Source organism: Pigmentiphaga sp. MLSB6-MA01, assembly GCF_058793475.1.
The window spans coordinates 122,112-140,888 of sequence record NZ_JBXAFV010000005.1; the positions used below are offsets into that span (position 1 = coordinate 122,112).

Consider the following 18,777-nt stretch of genomic DNA (forward strand, 5'->3'; position numbering starts at 1 on the left):
GGAGCGGTAATTATATGAAGCGCCACGATCGGCCGGACATCCCCCCTACTTGTCGATGCGCACCGTACCCGCCGCGAACAGCTTCTTCCAGCGCGTATCTTCGCTGCGCAGGTAGCGTTCGAAAGCCGCCCCGTCCATGTCATCGGGCTGCCCGCCCAGCCGCAGCAGGGCCTCGACGGCCTCATCCCGCTTGATCGCCTGGCGCACCGCGCCGGCCAGCCGCTCGACCACCGGCGCCGGCGTGCCCTTGGGCGCCGCCAGGCCGAACCACGAGGTCAGGTCGTACTCCGGCACCCCCGCCTCCACCATCGTCGGCACTTCGGGCGCGCCCGGCGAGCGCACCGCCGTGGTGACCGCCAGCGCGCGCAGCTTGCCGGCCTGGATGTTGGGCAGCGCGCTGATCAGGCTGTCGAACATGAAGGCCAGCGTGCCGGTCTGCATGTCCACCTGCGCCTGCGCCGTGCCCTTGTAGGGCACGTGTGTCACCTTGATTCCCGCCAGTCCGCCGAACAGCTCCCCCGCCAGGTGGCTGGCCGAACCGATGCCCGCCGAACCGTAGTTCAGTTGACCCGGCCGCGAGCGCGCGTACGCCACCAGCTCGGGCACCGTCTTCACCGGCAGCGAGGGATGCACGACCAGCACGTTGCCCACGCCCGTGATGCGCGTGATGGGCGCGAAGTCGTTCACCAGGTTGTAGTTGGCCTCGGCCGGATTGATGATGGGATTGAGCACGTCGGCGAAGGCGCACAGCAGCAGCGTGTAGCCGTCGGCCGGCGCGCTCTTGACCGCCCGGGTCGCCAGCGCGCCGCCGGCGCCGGGACGATTCTCCACCACGACCTGCTGGCCCAGGCTGTCGCTCAGCAACCGCGCGACCAGGCGCGCGCACGTGTCCGCCGGGCCGCCCGCGGCGAAGCCCACGAGAATGCGGATCGGTTTGTCGGGAAAGGCCGCCAGCGCGGGCAGGCCGAGCGTGGCCAGCGAGGCGAGGCCGAAGGCGCGGCGCGTGATCATGACGAAGACTCCTGGGCCAGGAAATGGGTGTTGACGCGGCGCACGACCATGCGGCGATAGATGCCGGCCTGCGCGTACGGGTCCGCGTCGGCCCAGGCCTGTGCCTCTTCCATCGAATCGAAGGCGGCCACCAGCAGGCTGCCGCAGTAGTCGCCCTGGCCGGCGTCCGAGTCCCACAAGGGACCCGACACGACCACGCGGCCCTGGGCGGCCAGTTCCGCGCGGCGACGAATGTGCGCGTCGCGCAGGGGCGCGCGCAGCGCCTCGCTGCGGTCGACGTCCTCGGCGTACATGAGGTAGAGCGCGCGGCCGGTCATGGGAATCGGGCCGCGGAAAGGCGGGAGATACGGGGCATGAGCAAGAAAAGTCCGAAAAGTGGAACATCCGTTTTGAACCGTGGACGAATGTTATTCGGACTCTTAAAAAAATTGATCTCCTCTGGTCCGGTATATGGACCAAAGGCGATCAGGCAAACCCGACCCCGTTCGCCGGCCGGCGGCTCAGTCCGGCGCCATGCCCAGGACGGCGCATGCCGCCCGCGCACAGGCCTCGTCCTGTTCCTCGCTCCCGCCCGACACGCCTATGCCGCCCACCAGTTCGCCTTCCGCGGACAGCGGCAGGCCGCCGCCGAAGCCCGCGAACCGGGGGCGGGCCGGCAGGCCCTGGCGCACCGCCGGGGAATGTCCCTTCAGGACGTCGTCCCAGGCGCCGGTGGGCAGCCGGAAGCCGGCCGCCGTGTACGCCTTGTCGACCGCGATGTCGGCCGAATGCAGGAACGCGCCCGGCATGCGCAGGAAACCCAGCAGCACGCCGCTGGCGTCCACCACCGCCACGTTGATGCATAGCCCTTGCCGCCCCGCGGCGTCCACCGCCGCGTCCAGCGCCGCGCGCACGGCCTCCAGGGTCAGCGCCCGGGTCGGGCGGGTCCAGCCATTCATGTCGGTGTCCTGGTCAGGTGAATACGCTCAGGAATTTCTCGTTCAGCTTGCGGTCGTGATAGAAGATGCCCGCGCCCAGCTGGTCATCGGTCCAGGTGATGACGGGCTTGTCCGGGTACCAGGTGTAGCCGCCCGAGAACACCTCGTTGCGGTTGCCGCTGGGATCGAAGAAGTACACCGTCTCGCCGCGCGTGATGCCGTGCCGCGTCGGGCCGATGTCCAGCGACACCCGCCGCTTGGAGATGATGTCCGCCGCCTTCAAGACCTCGCCCCAGTTGTCCAGCAGGAAGGACACGTGGTGCAGCTTGTTCTTGACCGGCTGGCGGATGAAAGCCACGTCGTGCGCCTTGTTGGCGCAGCTCAGGAAGGCGCCGATCATCAGCTTGCCGCCGTCGGCCACCACCTGCTCCGACAGGCCGAAGCCCAGCACTTCGGTGAACAGCTTGTAGGTGCCGTCCAGGTCGTCGCCATACAGCAGGCAATGGTCGAAGGAACGCGGGGCCATGCCCTTCAGGTCGTCGGGCCACGGATCCGGGTTCTGGTAGCCGGTGGCGCAGCCCGTGGCCTCGCGGTAGGCGTACAGCTCCATCACGTGGCCGGTGGGGATGGTGAAGCGGAAACGCTTGCCGGTCTTGGGATGTTCGCCGGCCTCGATCCAGCTCAGGTCGGTGGCCAGGCCGCTGGCCTTCACGTCGGCCGACAGCTTCTCCAGCGTCGCTTCCGAATCGACCTTCCAACCCATGTAGTCCATGCCGGATTCGTCGGCCTCGCGCAGCACCACGCTGTGGTGGTCCGATTCGTCCCAGCCCTTCAGGAACACGCGCGGGCTGCCATCGGCGGCCTGGTCGCGCATGACCTCGGTCAGGCCGATGGTGTCCACGTAATGCCGCACCGCCGGCTCGAGTTCGAGCACGCGTATGCAGACGTGCCCGGGTCTCAGCACTCCGGTAATTGCCATGTGTATCTCCTTGGTGTGTGCAGGATTGTCTGGATCAGAACATGTGGCGCATGCCCACGCGCACCATGGTCTGGGTCTTGCCGTCGGACGGCCCGTTCATGCCGGCTATCCAGGCAGTGGCGCCGGGCGTCCCGCCCGCGCGCTGGTAGACCAGGGCCGCGTAGGCGTCGGTGCGCCTGGACAGCGCGTAGCCCAGCGTGGCGCTGGCCTGGTGGGCGTGCACCTTGTTCAGGGTGGCGTTGGCCCACTGGTATTGGTAGTCCAGCAGCAGCGTGGTGCTGGCCGCCACCGGCAGGGTCGTGCCGACCTGCGCCACCTGCGCCGAGCCGCCGGTGAAGGTATTGCGCGTGTTGGTGTAGAGCGCGTTCAGCACGGCGCCGCCGAGCTGGTAGCGGCCGCCCAGGCCCCAGGTGCGGATGCCGTCGTTGCCGTTGTTGATGGCCGCGTTGCGGGCATCGGTGATGGCGGCCGTCAGCGCGAAGGGGCCCCGCGCGTAGGACAGGCCGGCGCTGTAGCTGCGGCCCTGCCCCATGCTGCCCGGCTGTTCGCCGAAGCCGTACAGCGCGCCGAAGGTCAGGCCGCCGTAGTTGGCGCTGGTGAACTTCACCGAGTTGTCGACCCGCTTGGCGCCGGCCACGCCGTCGAAGTCCATCGCCCCGCCCGGCATGCCGGGCACGCCCAGGCCGCCGAAGGGCCCCAGGCGCAGGTTGTACAGGCCGATCATCGGGAAGGACGGCCCGTAGCGGCCCGGCCCCAGCATGTCGAAGCTGAAGTCGTACTGCTTGCCCAGGGTCAGCGTGCCCCAGGACTGCGAACTCAGGCCCACGTAGGCCTGCCGGCCGAACAGCGGCCCGACGCTGGCGCCGTTGTCGGCGGCGAACTGGCCTTCCAGCGTGAACACCGCCTTCATGTCGTTGCCCAGCGCCTCGCTGCCGCGCAGGCCGAACAGGTTGGGCGACAACAGGCCCGTGTCCATGGACCAGGAACCATGGCCGCCCTGGTTGGACAGATAGTTCACGCCGGCATCGATGATGCCGTACAGCGTGGTCGTGGTCTGCGCCATCGCCGGGGTGGCGCAGGTCAGGGCCAGGGGAAGCAGGAGTCTCGCGGTTTTCATCGTTATGGTCACTCGTCGGAGGTTGAAATGGGACGCCCCTCCTCCAGGACGTCCCGGGAAAGATGCCGGGTCACGCAGCGGCGCATCCGGTCCAGCGCCTGGATCTCGATATCGCCGCGCGGCATGACGCGGCAGGCCAGCACCACGCCCGCCGCCTCTTCCTCGGCGCTGACGCAGCCGCGGCTCATCTTCAAAGCCAGGTAGGCGCCCCGCACGATGCGGCTCTTGCAGACGCCACAGCCGCCGCCGCGGCAGCCCACCGGGATCCCCTTGCGGCCCAGGGCCTCCATGCCGGCCAAGAGGGTCTGCGACGACGCGCAGCGGTAGCGCTCGCCGGTATCCAGGATGAGGACCTCGTGGGTGTCGGCGGCCATGGGCTCAGATCGCCTTGAACAGCGGACTGCGGCGGCCTTCCTGCGCCTGTGCCGCGGTCAGGAATTTCTCGACGTGGATGTCGCGCTCGAACAGCCGGCCCTGCATCAGCGTGGCGATGCAGGCCTCGATCATGGGCGGCGGTCCGCACAGATAGGCCTTGTGGCCGCGGAAATCCGCGCGACCGTCCTGGCCCGCGTACAGCCGCGCCAATACCTCGTGCACGAAGCCGGTCTCGCACCGCCCTTCGCCGTCGTGCGTGTCGGACAACGCCGGCACGTAGCGGAAGTTGGCGTGCTTTTTGGCCAGTTCCTCGAACCAGTCCGAGCAATACAGCTCGCCCGCATGGCGCGCGCCATGAACCAGCGTGATGGACTGCTGGCAACCCTCTGCCAGCAGTTCGGCGATCATGGACTTGGGACTGGACAGCCCCGAGCCGCCCGCCAGGAAGATCATCGGCACCCGCGCCGACTTGCGCACGTAGAAGCGCCCGAACGGCGCCGACAGCGGCAGGCATTCGCCTTCGCGCAGGTGCTCGTGGATGTAGCCCGTGGCCGCGCCGCCCTCGACCTTGCGCACGTGCAGCTCCACCACGTTCTCGCCCGGCGCGTTCGCCAGCGAGAACGCGCGCCGGCCCTGCACGCCCGGCACCGCCAGGTTGGCGTACTGCCCGGCCTGGAAACGCACCGGCCGGTCGGTGCGCAGCCACACGCCCTTGATGGTGGGCGTCAGGTCGCGCAGCGCCACCACCTCGCCCACGTAGTCCTCCAGCGGCAGGTACTGCGCGTCGGGTTCTTCGTCGACGTCGGCCTCGATCATCAGGTCGGCCTCGGGCATGGCGCAGCAGGCCAGGCAATGCCCCTCGTCCCGCTCGAAATCCATCAGCGCGAAGCTGCTGGACGCGCCGTGGTCCACCTCCCCTTCCTGCACGTGCACCTTGCAGGTGCCGCACAGCCCATGGCCGCAGGCATGCGGCAGCCAGATGCCGCTGCGCAGGCAGGCATCCAGCACGGTCTGGCCGGGCTCGATGTCTATGGTCTGGCCCAGCGGCTCGATGGTGAGTTGGTAACTCATGTGCTGCTCCTACGTATCCTACGAATGGCTGCCGCCTATGCCGTCCAGGCCCGGCGTGCACAGGCGGATGGCCGACTTGTGCGCGAGGCCGTTGTCGGCCAGGCTCTTGGCGGGGTCCGGCCGCCACGGCTGGCCGCCGTGCTCCCACTGCGCCGCCGACCAGTCGATGCGGGCGAAATCGGGATGGACGCCGTAGATGCCGGGCAGCACCTCGCCGACCAGGGCGGCGAAGGGCATGTCCGGCGGCACCGGCAGGCATACCGGCGAGCAGAACATCATGTGGCCGTCCCAGTTGATGTACAGCAGCCGGTTGCCGCCGAATTTGTCCTCGGTATCCTGGACGGGGCCGGCGTAGCCGGGCTCGAGCGCGATGACAGGCATGTTCGTCTCCTAGAGTTTGCTTACGCGACCTGCTTTTCCGGCGTGCCGCCACCGGTCCAGCGGTCCCAGTTGCGCCGGTCGGCCGAAGTGTCGAAGTCGCCGTTGTCCTCGCCCACCTTCAGGTGGTACCAGTCCAGCACCTCGGGCACCGTGGCGCCGCCGCAATTGCCCTGGAAGATCTGGTGCACCGGCAGCCAGGCCTGCACGTACTTCTCGGGCTCGCCCTCGAACACATCCTTGCAGCCGTCCGAGCAGAAGTGGTACTTCATGCCGTGATAGGTCGTCTCGCGCATGCAGATGCGCGTCGGATCATCCGGCTCGGTGAAGGCCATGGGGATCTGGCAGATCTGGCACAGCATGGGCAGCGCGTTGTTGTAGAAGCGCTTGCCGTCCCGCGCCTGCCGGTCCCAGTGCTCCAGGCGCGGGCGGTACAGGCGGTCGAAACTGGCCGGATACTTCTCCGACAGCCAGGCCATCTCGTCCGGCCGCGGAATCCACGTATGGATCGCCGCCGCGTGCGTGTAGTTGTAGAAAATGCCCCAGGCCTGGTGCGAGATGTGATCCTTTTCCTTGCGCGCCTGCTCGTGATACTTCGGCATGCGGATGCCGTAGCGGGCCAGGTCCTGGAACAGCGCGCCGCCGTTCTTCTCGAAATAGATCTCCCAGGCCTCGGACCACGACATCACCCGCTTGGGCAGCATGTAGTCCATCATCATCGCCACCAGCGTCAACAGCCGATAGCCGCGCCAGAACCACTTGTCTATCCACTTCTGCACGATGGGCAGATTGTCCGGATCCTGCTCCAGCAGGAACTTCACGATCTCCAGCCCCAGCGTCATGTGGCGCGACTCGTCGCTCTGCGCCGAGAAGCCGAACGTGACCGTGGCCATGTCGCCGTTGAACGCCGCGCCGCTCATGAACGGCATGAACAGCAGATTCGTCAGCACGTACTCGAACGAGAACGAGATCGCCGTCACGAACTCGAACGGCCCCGCCGACATCGCGTCGTCGAAATACGACTTCGGCACCGACAGGTACCAGACCCGGTCATGCATGTGCTTGAAGTCATGCAGGCCGTTGAAATACTTGTTGTAGTGGCTGATCGTGTGGATCTGCGTCTGCGCATGCCGCAACTCGTCGATCGACTGCATCTGGCTCGCGATGCGCGCCCCCACCCCGCGGAAATTGCGTCCGGCCATCGCATAGCCCCGGTGCGCCGCGTACTCCAGCGGGCTCACCCCTTGCAGGAACAGCTTGATCGCGTTGATGTAGCGCGCGTCGGTCACGTTGAACTGGCCGTTGTTCTGCGCGAAGGCATCGATGATCGCGTACAGCTTGCGTTCCTTCTCGCCCTGGAACTTCCAGTACGCGTCCATCGTCAGGCGGAAAGGGTCCTCCCACTTGTCCCAGTCGTGCACCTTGATGCCCTCGAACTTGTCGTAGGGGAACACCTTGTCCATGGGCTGATAGCTGGTTTCCCAGCCCAGGTCGCGGGTCAGGAGCGCGTAGCGCTCCTTCAGGCCCAGCTTGCGCGCGGGCGTCGATGTGGTCATGTGCGTCTCCGTATTTGCTTGATGGGGAATGTCGTTTGCCGGCCTTAGCGATGCCAGGCCAGCGTGAACTCGTCGTCCGTCTCGTCGATGTTTCCCGACAGCGAAATCAGGTTCACGTGCAGCTCCTGCAGATCCCAGTCGCGGCCCAGGCGCTCCTCCACCGAGGCGCGCCGGACCACCAGCGAATCCGGCGCGTCGATCTTCACCATGGCGGGGAAATCCTGGCGCTGCGCGCGCGGGTTGTCTTGCAGGATCGCGTCGATGATGCTGCGGGTATCGTCATTGGCCTGGAAGGCGATGAATACGTTTTGAGACATGGCGGTTCCTTGCTTGATAGGGGTCCGGGTCAGACAGCGAGCTGGCACTTCGCGGCGCGCTGGCGCAGCGCCGACACCGCCTCGTCCAGTTGCGCGGCACCTTGCGCGCCGAACGCGATGGCCGCCCACGGCGCCAGCGCCTCCCTGCTCCGCGCCACCCAGTCCTGCACCCACGCCGACAACAATGCCGCGTTCTCCGGCGATTCCTCGGCCGCCGTCTTCAGGCACGCGTCCACCCAGCGCAGGTTCTCGCCATGCCAGTCGCGCATGAACTCCACGCTCATCCCGAAACCATTGCCCGTCGCCGCCGACAACTCCCGCTCCAGCCCCTGGAACACCAGCGGATAGACCAGCCCGTCCAGCACCAGGTCCTGCGCCACGAACACCTCGAACCAGTCCTTCGTCACGAACAGGTTCTCCATCTCGCGCCGCAGCCCCTGCCACTCCGGCGAGCCCAGCCAATGCTGCTTCGCCCGCGCCAGCGACGCCCCCTGATTGCCGTCCAGCAGCAGCCCGATGCGGCTCAGGTACTGCGCCAGCCCCAGCCGGTCCATGCTCTGGTACTGCGCCGCCTGCGTGATCGCCGCGCCATAGCCATAGGCCGTCACATAACAGTTGTTCATGTTCGCGCCCCACTCGTAGTGGCGCAGCGGCAGCACCAGTTCCTCGATGCGCTGCCGCACCTCGCCCGGCGCCCCGCGCAGCAGGCCGCGCTTGTCCACGAACTCCAGCGCGCTCTCCTGCGCCTCCTGCTGCCGCGCGCGGGCCTGCGTGTACGTGCCGTAGTAGTAGTGGCGCGGATCCTTGAACGCATACCAATCGCGCATCACCACCGCCGTGCGGCGCGTGTCGTACAGCTCGTACTCCGGCTCCCACAACGGCCGGTAGTGGAAATTCACCTCCGGCTGCAGGTCATAGGTCGCCTCCTGATAGCGCGACGCCGGCTTGTCCGCGCCGAAACGGCGCGCGATGTGGGAAAACGTCTGGCGAATCGGACGGATGTCGGAAGTCTTGATATCGACTTGCATGGCTGGGTCTCGTCGAAAGGGAAAAAGGGAAGGCGCTACTCGGCCACGCCGGGCGAGCCGTAGCGCCACTTCATGCGCTCCAGGTCCAGGCGGGCCGCTTCCTCCGCGCCCACCATCCGCACGCGGTTGCGGCGGCAGAACTCCTGGAATTGGGGAAACTCCAGCACCAGCTCCACGGCCAGCTCGGGATCGCCTATCGAGAACTCGAACTCGACGTAGCGGCTTTCCAGCAGCCCCAGGACGCGGACGTAGCGGGAGGCGAGCGGTGGCGTGCCGGCGGCGGTTGCATCCATGGGCGTGTCTCCATGGGGCGTGATGCCCTCGTTGATTTCATGACTTGGCGCAGCGGGGGCTGCGGTGGTGTCATGAGATGTGCAACGGGCGTGCCAGCGGGAGTAAGTGCTTGATTTGGCGGGGGATTTTTTTACGCGGGGCCAGGGGTGCGGGGTTTCCTGGATGCGGAAAAGGGGAAATGGTGCGGTGCAGCTTTATGAAATGGTGAAGTTGGCCTCCGCTACCAGGGCACAATAGGACGCTTTCAAAAGCAGTACACGGATCCGTGTACTGCACGGTATATAGGGAATGACACTGCATGGCGACATCCGAGCCGCCCTCTCGCTCACCCGCCATCGGCCTAGGCACCGCGGCCCGCGATCTCTACCGCGCCCTCTGGCGCCACGCAGCCGGCGTCCGCCCCCATCTGCTCGGCGCCGCCGGCCTGCTCTCAGCCGCCCAGCTACTCCGCCTGACCATGCCCTGGCTGGCCGCCCAAGCCATCAACGCCCTACAGCAAGGCAGCATGCCAACGGCAGGCCGCTGGATCGCCTACCTGGTCGGCGTCTACCTCCTGTCCTGGCTTCTCCACGGCCCCGGCCGCATCCTGGAACGCAACGTGGGCGTCCGGGTCCGCGAACGCCTGGCCGACCAGCTCTACGCCCGCATCGCCGCCGCCCCGCTCGCCTGGCGCGACGGCCGGCACTCCGGCGAACTGCAGCACCGCGTCCTCCAATCCAGCCGCGCCCTGTCCGACTTCGCGCAAAACCAGTTCGGCTACCTGCAAAGCGCCTTCAACTTCGTCGGCCCGCTGGTCGCCCTGGCCTTGCTGTCGCGCACCAGCGGCACCATCGCCATCACGGGCTACGTGGTCATCGCCCTGATCATCATGCGCTTCGACCGCGCGCTGATGCAGCTTGCCCGCGCCGAGAACGACGCGGAGCGCCGTTATGCCGCCGCGCTGCTGGATTTCGTCGGCAACGCCGGCACGGTGATCGGCCTGCGGTTGCAATCGGCCTCGCGCAAGGTGCTCGGGCGCCGCATGGAGGCGGTGATGGCGCCGCTGCGTCGGGCGGTCATGGTCACGGAAGGCAAGTGGTTCACCGTGGACATACTCGGCATGGGGCTCACCTGGATACTGGTGGTGGTCTATGTGCTGCAATCGCGGCAGCCCGGGCAGGCGGTGATGCTGGGCACGGTCTTCATGATCTACCAGTACGCCCAGCAGGCCGCGACGGTGGTGGGCGCGATGGCGTCGAATTTCCAGAGCTTCGCGCGCATGCATACGGACTACGGCAGCGCGGCGCCGATCTGGGAAGCGCCCAGCGATCCCGACGCAGCGGTTCCGGCCGTGATGCCTGATGCGCCGTGGCAGACACTTGAACTGCGGGATGCCACGTGGCGCTACGCCGACGACGCGCGCGGCGGATTGCATGGGATCGATCTGCTGCTGCGGCGAGGATCCCGGGTGGCGCTGATCGGCCCGAGCGGGGGTGGCAAGAGTACGTTGCTGCGCCTGCTGGCGGGCCTCTATCCACCTCGGCAGGGCGAATTGCTGCGTGATGGCGTGGTAGTGGATTGGTCCGAACTACGCACGCTGGCCACGCTGATCCCGCAGGAAGCCGAGGTGTTCGAGGCCACCGTGGAAGAGAACCTTACCTTCGGCGAGCCGGCCGACTCGGCGGCACTGGAGTCCGCCGTGCATGCGGGTGTGTTCGACGAGGTATTGCAACGCCTGCCCGAGGGCTTGGCCAGTCCGCTGAACGAGCGCGGCGGCAACCTATCCGGCGGCCAGCGGCAGCGGCTGGCTTTGTCCCGGGGCGCCTTGGCAGCGCAGGGTAGTTCGTTGCTGCTGCTCGACGAGCCAACCAGCGCACTCGATCCACAGGCGGAGAGCCGGGTGTTCGACCGCATGGTCGCGGCGTTCCCATCGGCCTGCATCGTGGCCTCGGTGCACCGACCCAGCCTGCTCGAACGGTTCGACACCATCGTCGTGATGGAGGCCGGCAAGGTGGTCGATGCCGGCCCGCGCGACCAAGTGCTGGCAAGGAGGGCTCACTGACCCGGCGTATTGCCCGCCAAGCCGCTGAGGCGCTTCCAAGTCAATTGCTCAGTGCCCGCTGCGCTCGCGCCATGTCATCCCGCGCTTCTTTCAATTTGGCTTCGCGCTTGGCAAGCTTGTCGGCGTCCTTGCCTTCGCTCTGGGCTTCCTGCAATTCGCGCTCCCGCTCGGCCACCTTCTGCCGCGCTTCCGCGACATCCTGTGCGCGTGCCTGGCGTATCGACTCGGGTGTGCAGTGCGCCTCTTGCTCGCGCAGCGCCCGGTTCAGCCCGGCAACCCGCCTGTCGTTGCCATGCTGCCTGGCCTGCTCGATTTCTTTGAGTATCTCCGCGCGTTTCTGCAGGCAGGGGTTGGCGTCATTCACCGCATCGGTCGTTGCCGCAGTAGCCAACGTAACACTGCAAGACAGAAGCAACAGGATGGCAAGTCGTTTCATGGATCGGCCCTATGGATGACTGCATTGACTTCGATCGCGGCGTCGCCGCCCGGCAATAGCGGACCATTCTAGAGACTCAGCCTGCAACAGGCAGCACTTTGCGCATCAGCGCGTTCTCGAGCATCACCCCTCGGCGGACCGGAGAACGTCGCTCGACGACTTGAAAGCCCTGGCGAGCGAAAAAAAGCTCGGCAGTCTTGCTCACATTGGATGTCAATGCCACCAGCCCCAGGGATTCTGCCTCGTCATGAATACGGGCCATCAGCCCCGTCCCTATGCCTTGACGCGGATGCAAGCCGGACACATAGAATTGGTCGATGTAGCCATCAGGCTGAACGTCCGCATAGCCCACGACTTCGCCATCGATCTCGGCGACGAAGGGCTGGTTTTTCCGCACCTGATCTGCCCAGGCAACCATGTCGAAGTCCGAAGGCGCCCATGCCTCGATTTGCTCGGGCGAATAATCCTTGGAGGCGACCTCGTGGATGGAGGTGAAGAATACGCGGAATAACGCTGCTTCATCACCGAGCTTGAATCTGCGAATTTCCACCGGATCCTCGACATTGCGGCTTGGACGGCGAGTCTGCCATATTTGGACTCGTGCGACTCAATCGGGCACGTGGACGCGCGCCTTGATGTGCTTGAGGTTCGCCACGATCGTGAAGGTCATGATGACCAGCAGCGACCAGGAACTCCATTTTCCCAGGTGCACCGTGGACCAGGCGCCAAGCTGGTTGGGATAGGCCCAGACACCGAAGAACGTGCTGATGTTCTCGGCCAGCCAGATGAAGAAGCCGATCAGCACGAAGGCCAGCAGCAGCGGCATCCGTCGGTCCCGGTCCAAGGGACGGAAGACCACGGTCGTCCGGGCGTACAGGCCCAGCGCGCACGCCGCGATGTACCACCGGTAATCCCCGATGAAATGGTGTGTGAAGAAATTGGCGTAGATCAGCAGCGCGACGAGCCAGGCCATCCAGTACGGGGGATGGTGCACCACGCGCAGCTCGAACAGACGCCAGGCCTGGATGATGTAGCTCCCCACTGCGGCATACATGAAGCCGGCAAAAAGGGGTACGCCCAGGACCTTGGTATAGGCGAAATCCGGATAGGACCAGGACTGGATTCCGCTGGACGTCTTGAATACCTCCAGCGCAAAACCGATCAGGTGGAAGACGGTGATCGCCTTGAGTTCGTCCAGGGTTTCGAGCTTGGACCAGACCATCCAGGCCTGGATCGCCAGCGCGATGACCAACAGGGCGTCGTAGCGGGGGATGCCCCACAGGCCCGAGCGGGGCACCAGGAAGACCGCGGCGAAGAAGAGTCCGACGAACAGGCAGGCGCGGGCTTCCTTCAGGCCGAAGTACAGGAATTCCAGCAAAAAGCGGGAAATGCCCGACAGGCCGGGCCTATCACGAACGAGCAGCAAATGGGCGTCGAGTGCATGCAAGCGCAGTGAAGAAAAACGCGACGGAGCTTCAATGGCCATTTCTATCGCACATCGCTACTTCTTCTTTCGGCTGTAGAGGAATCCGAATCGCTTCTCGTCGGCCAGCGCAACCGCCTGGGCCGAAGGCGCAGTCCATTGATTTTCGGCAATTGCCGCCTGGATATCGTCCGGTGGAACCAATCCCGTCTTGAAACTCTTGAGCACCCGCCGGGGAATTCTCGAAAGACGCTTCCCACTGGCTTGTCTATCTCATTGTTCATCGGGGCATAGAGTCCCCGAAAGCAATACTAGCCGGAATCGCGTCTCGCTATGCAGCTGTGTTTGCGACAGACATCACAAGCGCCCGCCTCGCCAACTCCCGTGCCGATAGTCGTCCTAGGTCATGTAACCGGCAGCCGGGCGGGAGATCCTCCGCTTCCAATCCGTGCGCGCCGGCGTCGCCTTGACCCGATCTATACCTCGATACCCGACTCGCTTCTCGTCACTTGGGAGATCGAACTCCAGTCGGCCTCGGAAAGCCCCATGTCGATGGCTTTCAACATCTTCCTTTTAATAATGGAACCGACCTCGAAGTTCACGCCGCACCCGCTCGCGGCATCCATCATCAGATTCACATCCTTGAGTCCGGTCACCAGGGCGAATCCGTTCGTGCCGGTGGTACTGTTCTCATGCAGCTTGTTGGCGTACATCTTCAACGCGGGCCGGCTGAAGGCGTCTTCGAAGTAATCACGCAAGAGCGCCCGGTCCAGCCCCATCTTCTCGGCGAACGCATAGATCTCGCCCATGATCTCGATGATGGAGATCGCGGTGTAGTTGACGCTGAGCTTCATGGCATTCGCCAGGCCGGCGGGGCCTTCCAGCACAACGATCTTGACCGCGTAGGCGCTGGCCAGCTCCGCGACCGCCTGGACCGCCGATCGATCTCCGGCCAGATAGGTGGTGAGCTGGCCCGCCGCCGCCGCATCGGGACGCCCCGCGACCGGGCCCGCCACGAAGCGCGTGCCATGCGATCGATGCGCCAATGCCAGGCGATTCGCGCAATCCGGCGAGATGGTGGTGACGCACAGATGAATCGCATCGGGTTGCATGGCGGCCAGAAACCCGCCGTCCGATAGCACACTTTGCTCGACCGAACTGTCGCCAAGCAGGCTGGTGATCACGACGTCGGCATCCCGGGCCGCCGCCTGCGCCGATTCCGCGACGCCGGCTCCGCCTTCGGCCAGGGCGGCCATCCGTGGCGCGGAAAGATCCCAAGCGACGATCGAATGTCCGTTCGCCATCAGGCGCCGCGCGATGCCCGCGCCCATGTTGCCCACGCCCATCATTGCAATCTTCATGAATTCTTCCTGGAAGCCAGACCCGGTCAATCGGTCAGCCGGATCTGTTTGATTCGAACGATCTCGGCCCATTGTTTCAGGTCGGCCTTGATTGCCGCATCGGCCTGCCCGGGAGTCTCGTGGATGATGGTCAGGCCCTGTACTTTCGCGCGCTCGATCATTTCGGGATTCCTGAGCGCGAGGTTCATGGCCTCGTTGAGTCTTTGTACGACCGATGCGGGCGTACCTTTCGGCGCCAGCAGCCCGAGCCAGACGCCCGCCTCCACACCTGGGAACCCGGCCTCAGCCGTCGTTGGCACGTCCGGAACCTGGGGCATGCGCGACTTGCCCATGATGGCCAGGCCTCTCAGCTTGCCCTGCGTGACATAGGCCTGGGCGCCGCCGACCGAGTCGCACATCAACTGCGTCTGATTGGTCATGACCGACTGCAACGCGGCGGGCACGGAGGTATAGGGAACGTAGCTGAGCGGGATGCCCGCCGCAAGCGCGAATAGTTCGCAGCCCAGATGGCCCGTGGATCCGATGCCCACGCTGGTATGGAATATCGGCTGGGCACGGTTTTTCGCATAGGTGGCAAGTTCGCGCAGATTGCGTGCCGGAATCTCGGGATTGATCACCATATAGAGCGGGTACTCCACGGCGCGGGCCACCGGCGCGAAATCCTGGAACGGGTCGAATGGCTGGGGCGCCTTGACCAGCGCGCCGACAAGCGCGCTGGAACTGGTGAAAAGCAGCGTATACCCATCCGGCGGCGCCGTTCGAACGGCGTTGGCGCCGATCAGGCCCGATGCGCCCGGCCGGTTCTCGATGATGATCGGCTGCTTCAGGTACGCGCTCATATCCCGCGCCAGTACCCGGGCGAGCACATCGGAGCCCCCGCCGGCGGCATAGGGGTTGATCATCTTGATCATCTTGCCGGGAAACGCGTCGTCCGCGCGTGCCGCGACGGTCATGCCACAGGCGAGCAAGGCAACAGAAACCCGCGCGGCCATCCTTTTCCAGTTCATTCATGTCCCCGTGCTTGCCGTGCGGCCTATGTCACATGCCCTGTTTCATATGCTGGCAGAAGAAGCTCTCCAGCAGGTGGTTGTAGACGTCCGGGCGTTCAAAGAAAAGCAGGTGTCCGGCATCGGTCACCAACTCGAAGCGCGCACCCGGGATCATCTTCTGCAACTCACGCATCGACGGATTGACGCCATTGTCGTCTTCGCCCCCGATGAGCAGGACGGGCGTGCCCGCCGCCACCAGCGGTCCAAGGTCGTTCTTGAGCTGCCGCATGCCCATCAGGATGCGCAGGTCCACGTCGCGATTGAGCTGGCCGAGCTGTTCGAACAAGAAGCAGGCCTCGGGACGGCGGCGGCGGAAGTCGTCCTGGTCGATGCTCAGCCGGGCGAAGGACAGGTAGTCCGGCGATTTCTCCAGTGCGCCTTTCATCGTCGGCGCATGGTGCACCGGCACCACCCCGCCGCCGGAGCAGCTCAAGGCAAGGGCCCGCACCCGTTGCGGGAAGCGCGTGGCATAGCTCATTGCCGTGACGCCCCCCATCGACTGGCCCGCCAGGAAGACGCTGTCGAAGCCCAGGTGGTCGATCAAGGCCGCCAGGTCGTCCGCGAATGCCGGGGGGCCCTGTCCATCCTCGGTCGAAAAGCCGAAGCCGCGGTGGTCGAACGTGACCACCGTGAATCTCTTCTGCAGGGCTGGAATCTGCTGCCACCAGTGCAGGTGGTTGCTGCCCACCCCATGCGCGAGTACGAGGGGAGGCCCCTCGCCGTGCACTTCGTAGTAGAGGTCTATGCCATTGATGCGTGCGGTTGCCATGGGGACTCCTCGATGCGTGGCGTGGTGGGTGGCTCAGCGTTCGAACGAGATCTCGTCGTCGTTGTCGCCGCGTCCTTTGGCGAAGATGTCCAGGGCGTCGGGCCGCTCCCAGACGATCTCCAGCAGATTGCCGTCGGGATCGTGGAAATAGATGCTCTGCTGGCTTTCGTGGTCGAGGGCGCGCTGGATAGGCACGCCGGCCTCGGTCAGCGCGAAATAGGCCGCCTTGAGGTCGCTCTCCTCGGCCACCGCGAAGGCCACGTGCTTGACGCCCAGGCCGAGCATGCCCCGCGCATCGCTGGCGCTGGGCGGCGTGGCCTCCGGCTCCACGCTCGGGAAAAGGTCCAGCGTGTTGCCATGGGGCCCGATGGAAAGGAACACCCCGCCGTGCTCGGGGTCCTGTTCGAGCAGCCTGAAGCCCAGGATCTCCATGTAAAACTTCTTCGAGGCCTCGAGGTCGCGGACGGCCATCAGCACATGGCCCAATCGTTGCAGCTTGATCATGAAATACCTTTTTCTATGAACAGGAAAACCGGTTACTTCGCGTTCGCCATCCTGGCGCGGGCGGCCTTGGCGCGCTCGTACTCGCGGGCCACGAAGGCCTGGGTCTCGTCCAGGCCGGCATCTTCCGGCTCGACGCCCAGGGAAGCGAACTTCGCGTGGATCTCGGGGGTCGCGGTCGCCGCCGTGAAGACGCGGTTCAACTCGAGCTGGACCGCGCGCGGCGTCCTGGCCGGCACCAGGGCAACGAGCCAGGTGTCATACGACGAATCGGGCACGCCCGCCTCGACCGTGGTGGGCACGTCGGGCAACTGCGCCGAACGGCGCGACGCGCTGACGGCCACGGCCTTGACGCGCCCCCCCTGGATGAAGGAAAGGGCGACGGGCACCGGCGCGAAGGCGAAATCGACCCGGCCGGCGATGACCTCCTGGACGGCCTCGGGCGACCCTTTGTAGGGAATATGGATGAGGTCCAGCCCGCTGGCCGTGCGCAGCCTTTCCGCGCTGTGATAGGTGCTGGAGCCGATGCCGGCCGACGCGTAGCTCAGGCGGCCGGGCTGGCTGCGCGCCTTCCGGACGATATCGTCCACACGGCCATAGCCGGAATCGCTGGCGACCAGCAAGACGTTGGCGCCCCGGCTGATCAGCGCGACGGGCACGACATCCTTCACCGGATCGAATTTCTGGCTGGGGAATTCTTCGGCGAACAACTGGTAGGTATTGCCCAGGATGCCCACGGTATCGCCGTTCGGGGTGGCGGCCGCGACATAGGCGGCCGCCAGGCTGCCCCCGGCGCCGACCTTGTTCTCGACCACGACGGGACGGGCGCTCGCGGCCTGGATGCGGTCGCCCACCAGCCGGGCGCCGACATCCGCGCTGCTGCCCGGGCTGGTCGGCACGATCAGCCTGAGCGCGCGGTCGCCCGACGGCTGGGCATGGAGCGCGCCGCCCGCACAGGCAAGGGCCAGCGCGGTCCAGCGCGCGGCTGCCAGCAATGCTCTTCTTGTTGTCATGGTGCCTGTCTCCTTTGGCGATACATCATCGACAGGCGGATTCTTTCATTCGCGCGATCTGACCAGAAGATGTCAATACTGTCCGTTTGATCGCTTTTTCTCATCACCCCGGAACGCGCGCTATCCGGCCCGGACGGGAGGTTTCCTGGACCGCTCGGCGGTCTTGCGGCCGGCAGTCCTGCCCGGCATGCGGGCGCTGGCGCGCCGGACGAGGTCGCAGAAATACTCCGCCGCCGGCGTCAGCGGCAAGGTGGCGCGCCGGATCATGACGATGGAAGGCGAATCGATGGCCTCCTTGATGGGTATGCGCTCGATGTGCCCGGCCGTCAGCGGGAATTCCAGCCATTGGCGCGGCATCATCGCCAGCATGTCGGCATTCAGCACGGCCACCATCTGGGAAAGGATGTTGTTCCCGAAGGTCACATGTTCGGGCATGGGCAGGCGGTGCTTCTTGAACAGCCCCAGCAGCCGGGTGTCCGACGGCGCGGCCGCGCTCATGACCCAGCGCGCGGAACGCAATTCCTGCAGCGACCTGGCCCCACGCAGCGGATGTCCCGCCCGGCAGACGATGACGCGGTCGTTGCCGAACAGGGGCTCGACCGCGAACTCCTGTCCGATGCGCCGTTCCGGCTCGATCCCCACGTAGAAGTCCACGCTGCCGTCGCGCAGCTGCGCCTCCACGCCGGCGAAGGACAGGCCTTCCAGCACCGTCAGTTGCACGTCCCCGTAACGGTCCAGGAACGGCTTGAGCACCTCCGGCAGCAGGATCATGTGCGGCACCGTGGACAGACAGGCCACCACCCTGCCCGCGCCGCCCCCCATGTGCTGCTGGATCTCCTGCTTGGCCCGCTGCAGCTCCGCCGTGGCCATGCGCGCCCGCTGCACGAACAGCATGCCCATGGGGGTCAGCACGGTGCCGCGTTTCTGGCGCTCCAGCAACGGCGCGCCCACTTCCTTCTCCAACTGCTGGATGCTTTTCGTCATGGCCGACTGCGACACGTTCAAGTGGCGCGATGCGGCGCGCAGGCTGCCGTGGTCGGCCACCGCGATGAAATCCCTCAACTGATGCAGCTTCAACTGATTCCTCCTGGGGATCAACGAGACATTATTGCCATCTTTTTTGGAAAACCCTGCCGGCGAG

At 65.8% G+C, this 18,777-nt stretch carries 22 protein-coding genes; 1 reads left to right on the forward strand and 21 read right to left on the reverse strand.

The genetic code is table 11. The features are described 5' to 3' along the window. Positions 1-45: 45 nt before the first annotated feature. The 12 genes from AC1Q6E_RS10310 to AC1Q6E_RS10365 form a co-directional block, all read right to left on the reverse strand. Entirely contained in the window at positions 46-1,011 is a 966-nt protein-coding gene (locus AC1Q6E_RS10310; RefSeq protein ID WP_152793293.1) for a tripartite tricarboxylate transporter substrate binding protein, read from the reverse strand. Next, positions 1,008-1,328 (reverse strand): YciI family protein, encoded by a 321-nt coding sequence (locus tag AC1Q6E_RS10315; RefSeq protein ID WP_492572675.1) that lies wholly within the window; start codon positions 1,326-1,328, stop codon positions 1,008-1,010. The genes AC1Q6E_RS10310 and AC1Q6E_RS10315 overlap by 4 nt, the downstream gene beginning before the upstream one ends. 183 nt (positions 1,329-1,511) lie before the next feature. Further along, entirely contained in the window at positions 1,512-1,949 is a 438-nt protein-coding gene (locus tag AC1Q6E_RS10320) for a GlcG/HbpS family heme-binding protein (protein ID WP_152793294.1), read from the reverse strand. 13 nt (positions 1,950-1,962) lie between these two features. Next, complete coding sequence (locus AC1Q6E_RS10325; RefSeq protein WP_152793295.1) at positions 1,963-2,907, reverse strand: catechol 2,3-dioxygenase; 945 nt, start codon at positions 2,905-2,907, stop codon at positions 1,963-1,965. 34 nt (positions 2,908-2,941) lie between these two features. Continuing rightward, complete coding sequence (locus AC1Q6E_RS10330) at positions 2,942-4,024, reverse strand: porin (protein WP_152793296.1); 1,083 nt, start codon at positions 4,022-4,024, stop codon at positions 2,942-2,944. Between the two features lie 8 nt (positions 4,025-4,032). After that, positions 4,033-4,398 carry a 2Fe-2S iron-sulfur cluster-binding protein gene (locus AC1Q6E_RS10335; protein WP_152793297.1) on the reverse strand — a complete coding sequence of 122 codons (366 nt, stop codon included), beginning with the start codon at positions 4,396-4,398 and terminating at the stop codon, positions 4,033-4,035. Between the two features lie 4 nt (positions 4,399-4,402). After that, complete coding sequence (locus AC1Q6E_RS10340) at positions 4,403-5,470, reverse strand: NADH:ubiquinone reductase (Na(+)-transporting) subunit F (RefSeq protein WP_492572676.1); 1,068 nt, start codon at positions 5,468-5,470, stop codon at positions 4,403-4,405. 18 nt (positions 5,471-5,488) lie between these two features. Next, a complete protein-coding gene (locus tag AC1Q6E_RS10345; RefSeq protein WP_152793299.1) occupies positions 5,489-5,851 on the reverse strand; it encodes a phenol hydroxylase subunit P4 in 363 nt (120 codons plus the stop codon). A gap of 20 nt (positions 5,852-5,871) precedes the next feature. Further along, the gene (locus tag AC1Q6E_RS10350; protein WP_492572677.1) at positions 5,872-7,404 is read right to left on the reverse strand and encodes an aromatic/alkene/methane monooxygenase hydroxylase/oxygenase subunit alpha; all 1,533 of its coding nucleotides are present in this window, start codon (positions 7,402-7,404) and stop codon (positions 5,872-5,874) included. Between the two features lie 44 nt (positions 7,405-7,448). Further along, positions 7,449-7,721, reverse strand: a complete 273-nt coding sequence (locus AC1Q6E_RS10355) for an MmoB/DmpM family protein (protein WP_130355991.1) — start codon at positions 7,719-7,721, stop codon at positions 7,449-7,451. A 29-nt stretch (positions 7,722-7,750) separates the two neighbouring features. Further along, positions 7,751-8,749 (reverse strand): aromatic/alkene monooxygenase hydroxylase subunit beta, encoded by a 999-nt coding sequence (locus AC1Q6E_RS10360; protein ID WP_492572678.1) that lies wholly within the window; start codon positions 8,747-8,749, stop codon positions 7,751-7,753. A 35-nt stretch (positions 8,750-8,784) separates the two neighbouring features. Beyond that, on the reverse strand, positions 8,785-9,042 hold the full coding sequence (locus AC1Q6E_RS10365; RefSeq protein WP_152793303.1) for a phenol hydroxylase subunit: 258 nt from the start codon (positions 9,040-9,042) through the stop codon (positions 8,785-8,787). Between the two features lie 299 nt (positions 9,043-9,341). Here AC1Q6E_RS10365 and AC1Q6E_RS10370 point away from each other — a divergent pair, with 299 nt between their 5' ends. Next, positions 9,342-11,084 carry an ABC transporter ATP-binding protein gene (locus AC1Q6E_RS10370; RefSeq protein WP_492572679.1) on the forward strand — a complete coding sequence of 581 codons (1,743 nt, stop codon included), beginning with the start codon at positions 9,342-9,344 and terminating at the stop codon, positions 11,082-11,084. Positions 11,085-11,124: 40 nt separating this feature from the next. Here the strand turns inward: AC1Q6E_RS10370 and AC1Q6E_RS10375 are convergent, their stop codons facing one another. The 9 genes from AC1Q6E_RS10375 to AC1Q6E_RS10415 all read right to left on the reverse strand — a co-directional run bounded on the left by AC1Q6E_RS10375 (position 11,125) and on the right by AC1Q6E_RS10415 (position 18,713). Then, complete coding sequence (locus AC1Q6E_RS10375) at positions 11,125-11,520, reverse strand: DUF1090 domain-containing protein (RefSeq protein ID WP_296559785.1); 396 nt, start codon at positions 11,518-11,520, stop codon at positions 11,125-11,127. A 76-nt stretch (positions 11,521-11,596) separates the two neighbouring features. Further along, on the reverse strand, positions 11,597-12,070 hold the full coding sequence (locus AC1Q6E_RS10380; protein ID WP_296559783.1) for a GNAT family N-acetyltransferase: 474 nt from the start codon (positions 12,068-12,070) through the stop codon (positions 11,597-11,599). Positions 12,071-12,127: 57 nt separating this feature from the next. After that, the gene (locus AC1Q6E_RS10385; protein WP_152793306.1) at positions 12,128-13,006 is read right to left on the reverse strand and encodes a DUF817 domain-containing protein; all 879 of its coding nucleotides are present in this window, start codon (positions 13,004-13,006) and stop codon (positions 12,128-12,130) included. A gap of 413 nt (positions 13,007-13,419) precedes the next feature. After that, positions 13,420-14,304: an NAD(P)-dependent oxidoreductase gene (locus AC1Q6E_RS10390; protein ID WP_492572680.1), complete on the reverse strand. Its 885-nt coding sequence runs from the start codon at positions 14,302-14,304 to the stop codon at positions 13,420-13,422. A 26-nt stretch (positions 14,305-14,330) separates the two neighbouring features. Next, a complete protein-coding gene (locus AC1Q6E_RS10395; protein WP_296559781.1) occupies positions 14,331-15,296 on the reverse strand; it encodes a Bug family tripartite tricarboxylate transporter substrate binding protein in 966 nt (321 codons plus the stop codon). A gap of 46 nt (positions 15,297-15,342) precedes the next feature. Further along, the gene (locus tag AC1Q6E_RS10400) at positions 15,343-16,122 is read right to left on the reverse strand and encodes an alpha/beta fold hydrolase (RefSeq protein WP_492572681.1); all 780 of its coding nucleotides are present in this window, start codon (positions 16,120-16,122) and stop codon (positions 15,343-15,345) included. 33 nt (positions 16,123-16,155) lie between these two features. After that, positions 16,156-16,626 (reverse strand): VOC family protein, encoded by a 471-nt coding sequence (locus AC1Q6E_RS10405; RefSeq protein ID WP_492572682.1) that lies wholly within the window; start codon positions 16,624-16,626, stop codon positions 16,156-16,158. 32 nt (positions 16,627-16,658) lie between these two features. After that, entirely contained in the window at positions 16,659-17,636 is a 978-nt protein-coding gene (locus AC1Q6E_RS10410; RefSeq protein WP_492572683.1) for a tripartite tricarboxylate transporter substrate-binding protein, read from the reverse strand. Between the two features lie 120 nt (positions 17,637-17,756). Then, a complete protein-coding gene (locus tag AC1Q6E_RS10415) occupies positions 17,757-18,713 on the reverse strand; it encodes a LysR substrate-binding domain-containing protein (protein ID WP_296559779.1) in 957 nt (318 codons plus the stop codon). Positions 18,714-18,777 lie beyond the last annotated feature (64 nt).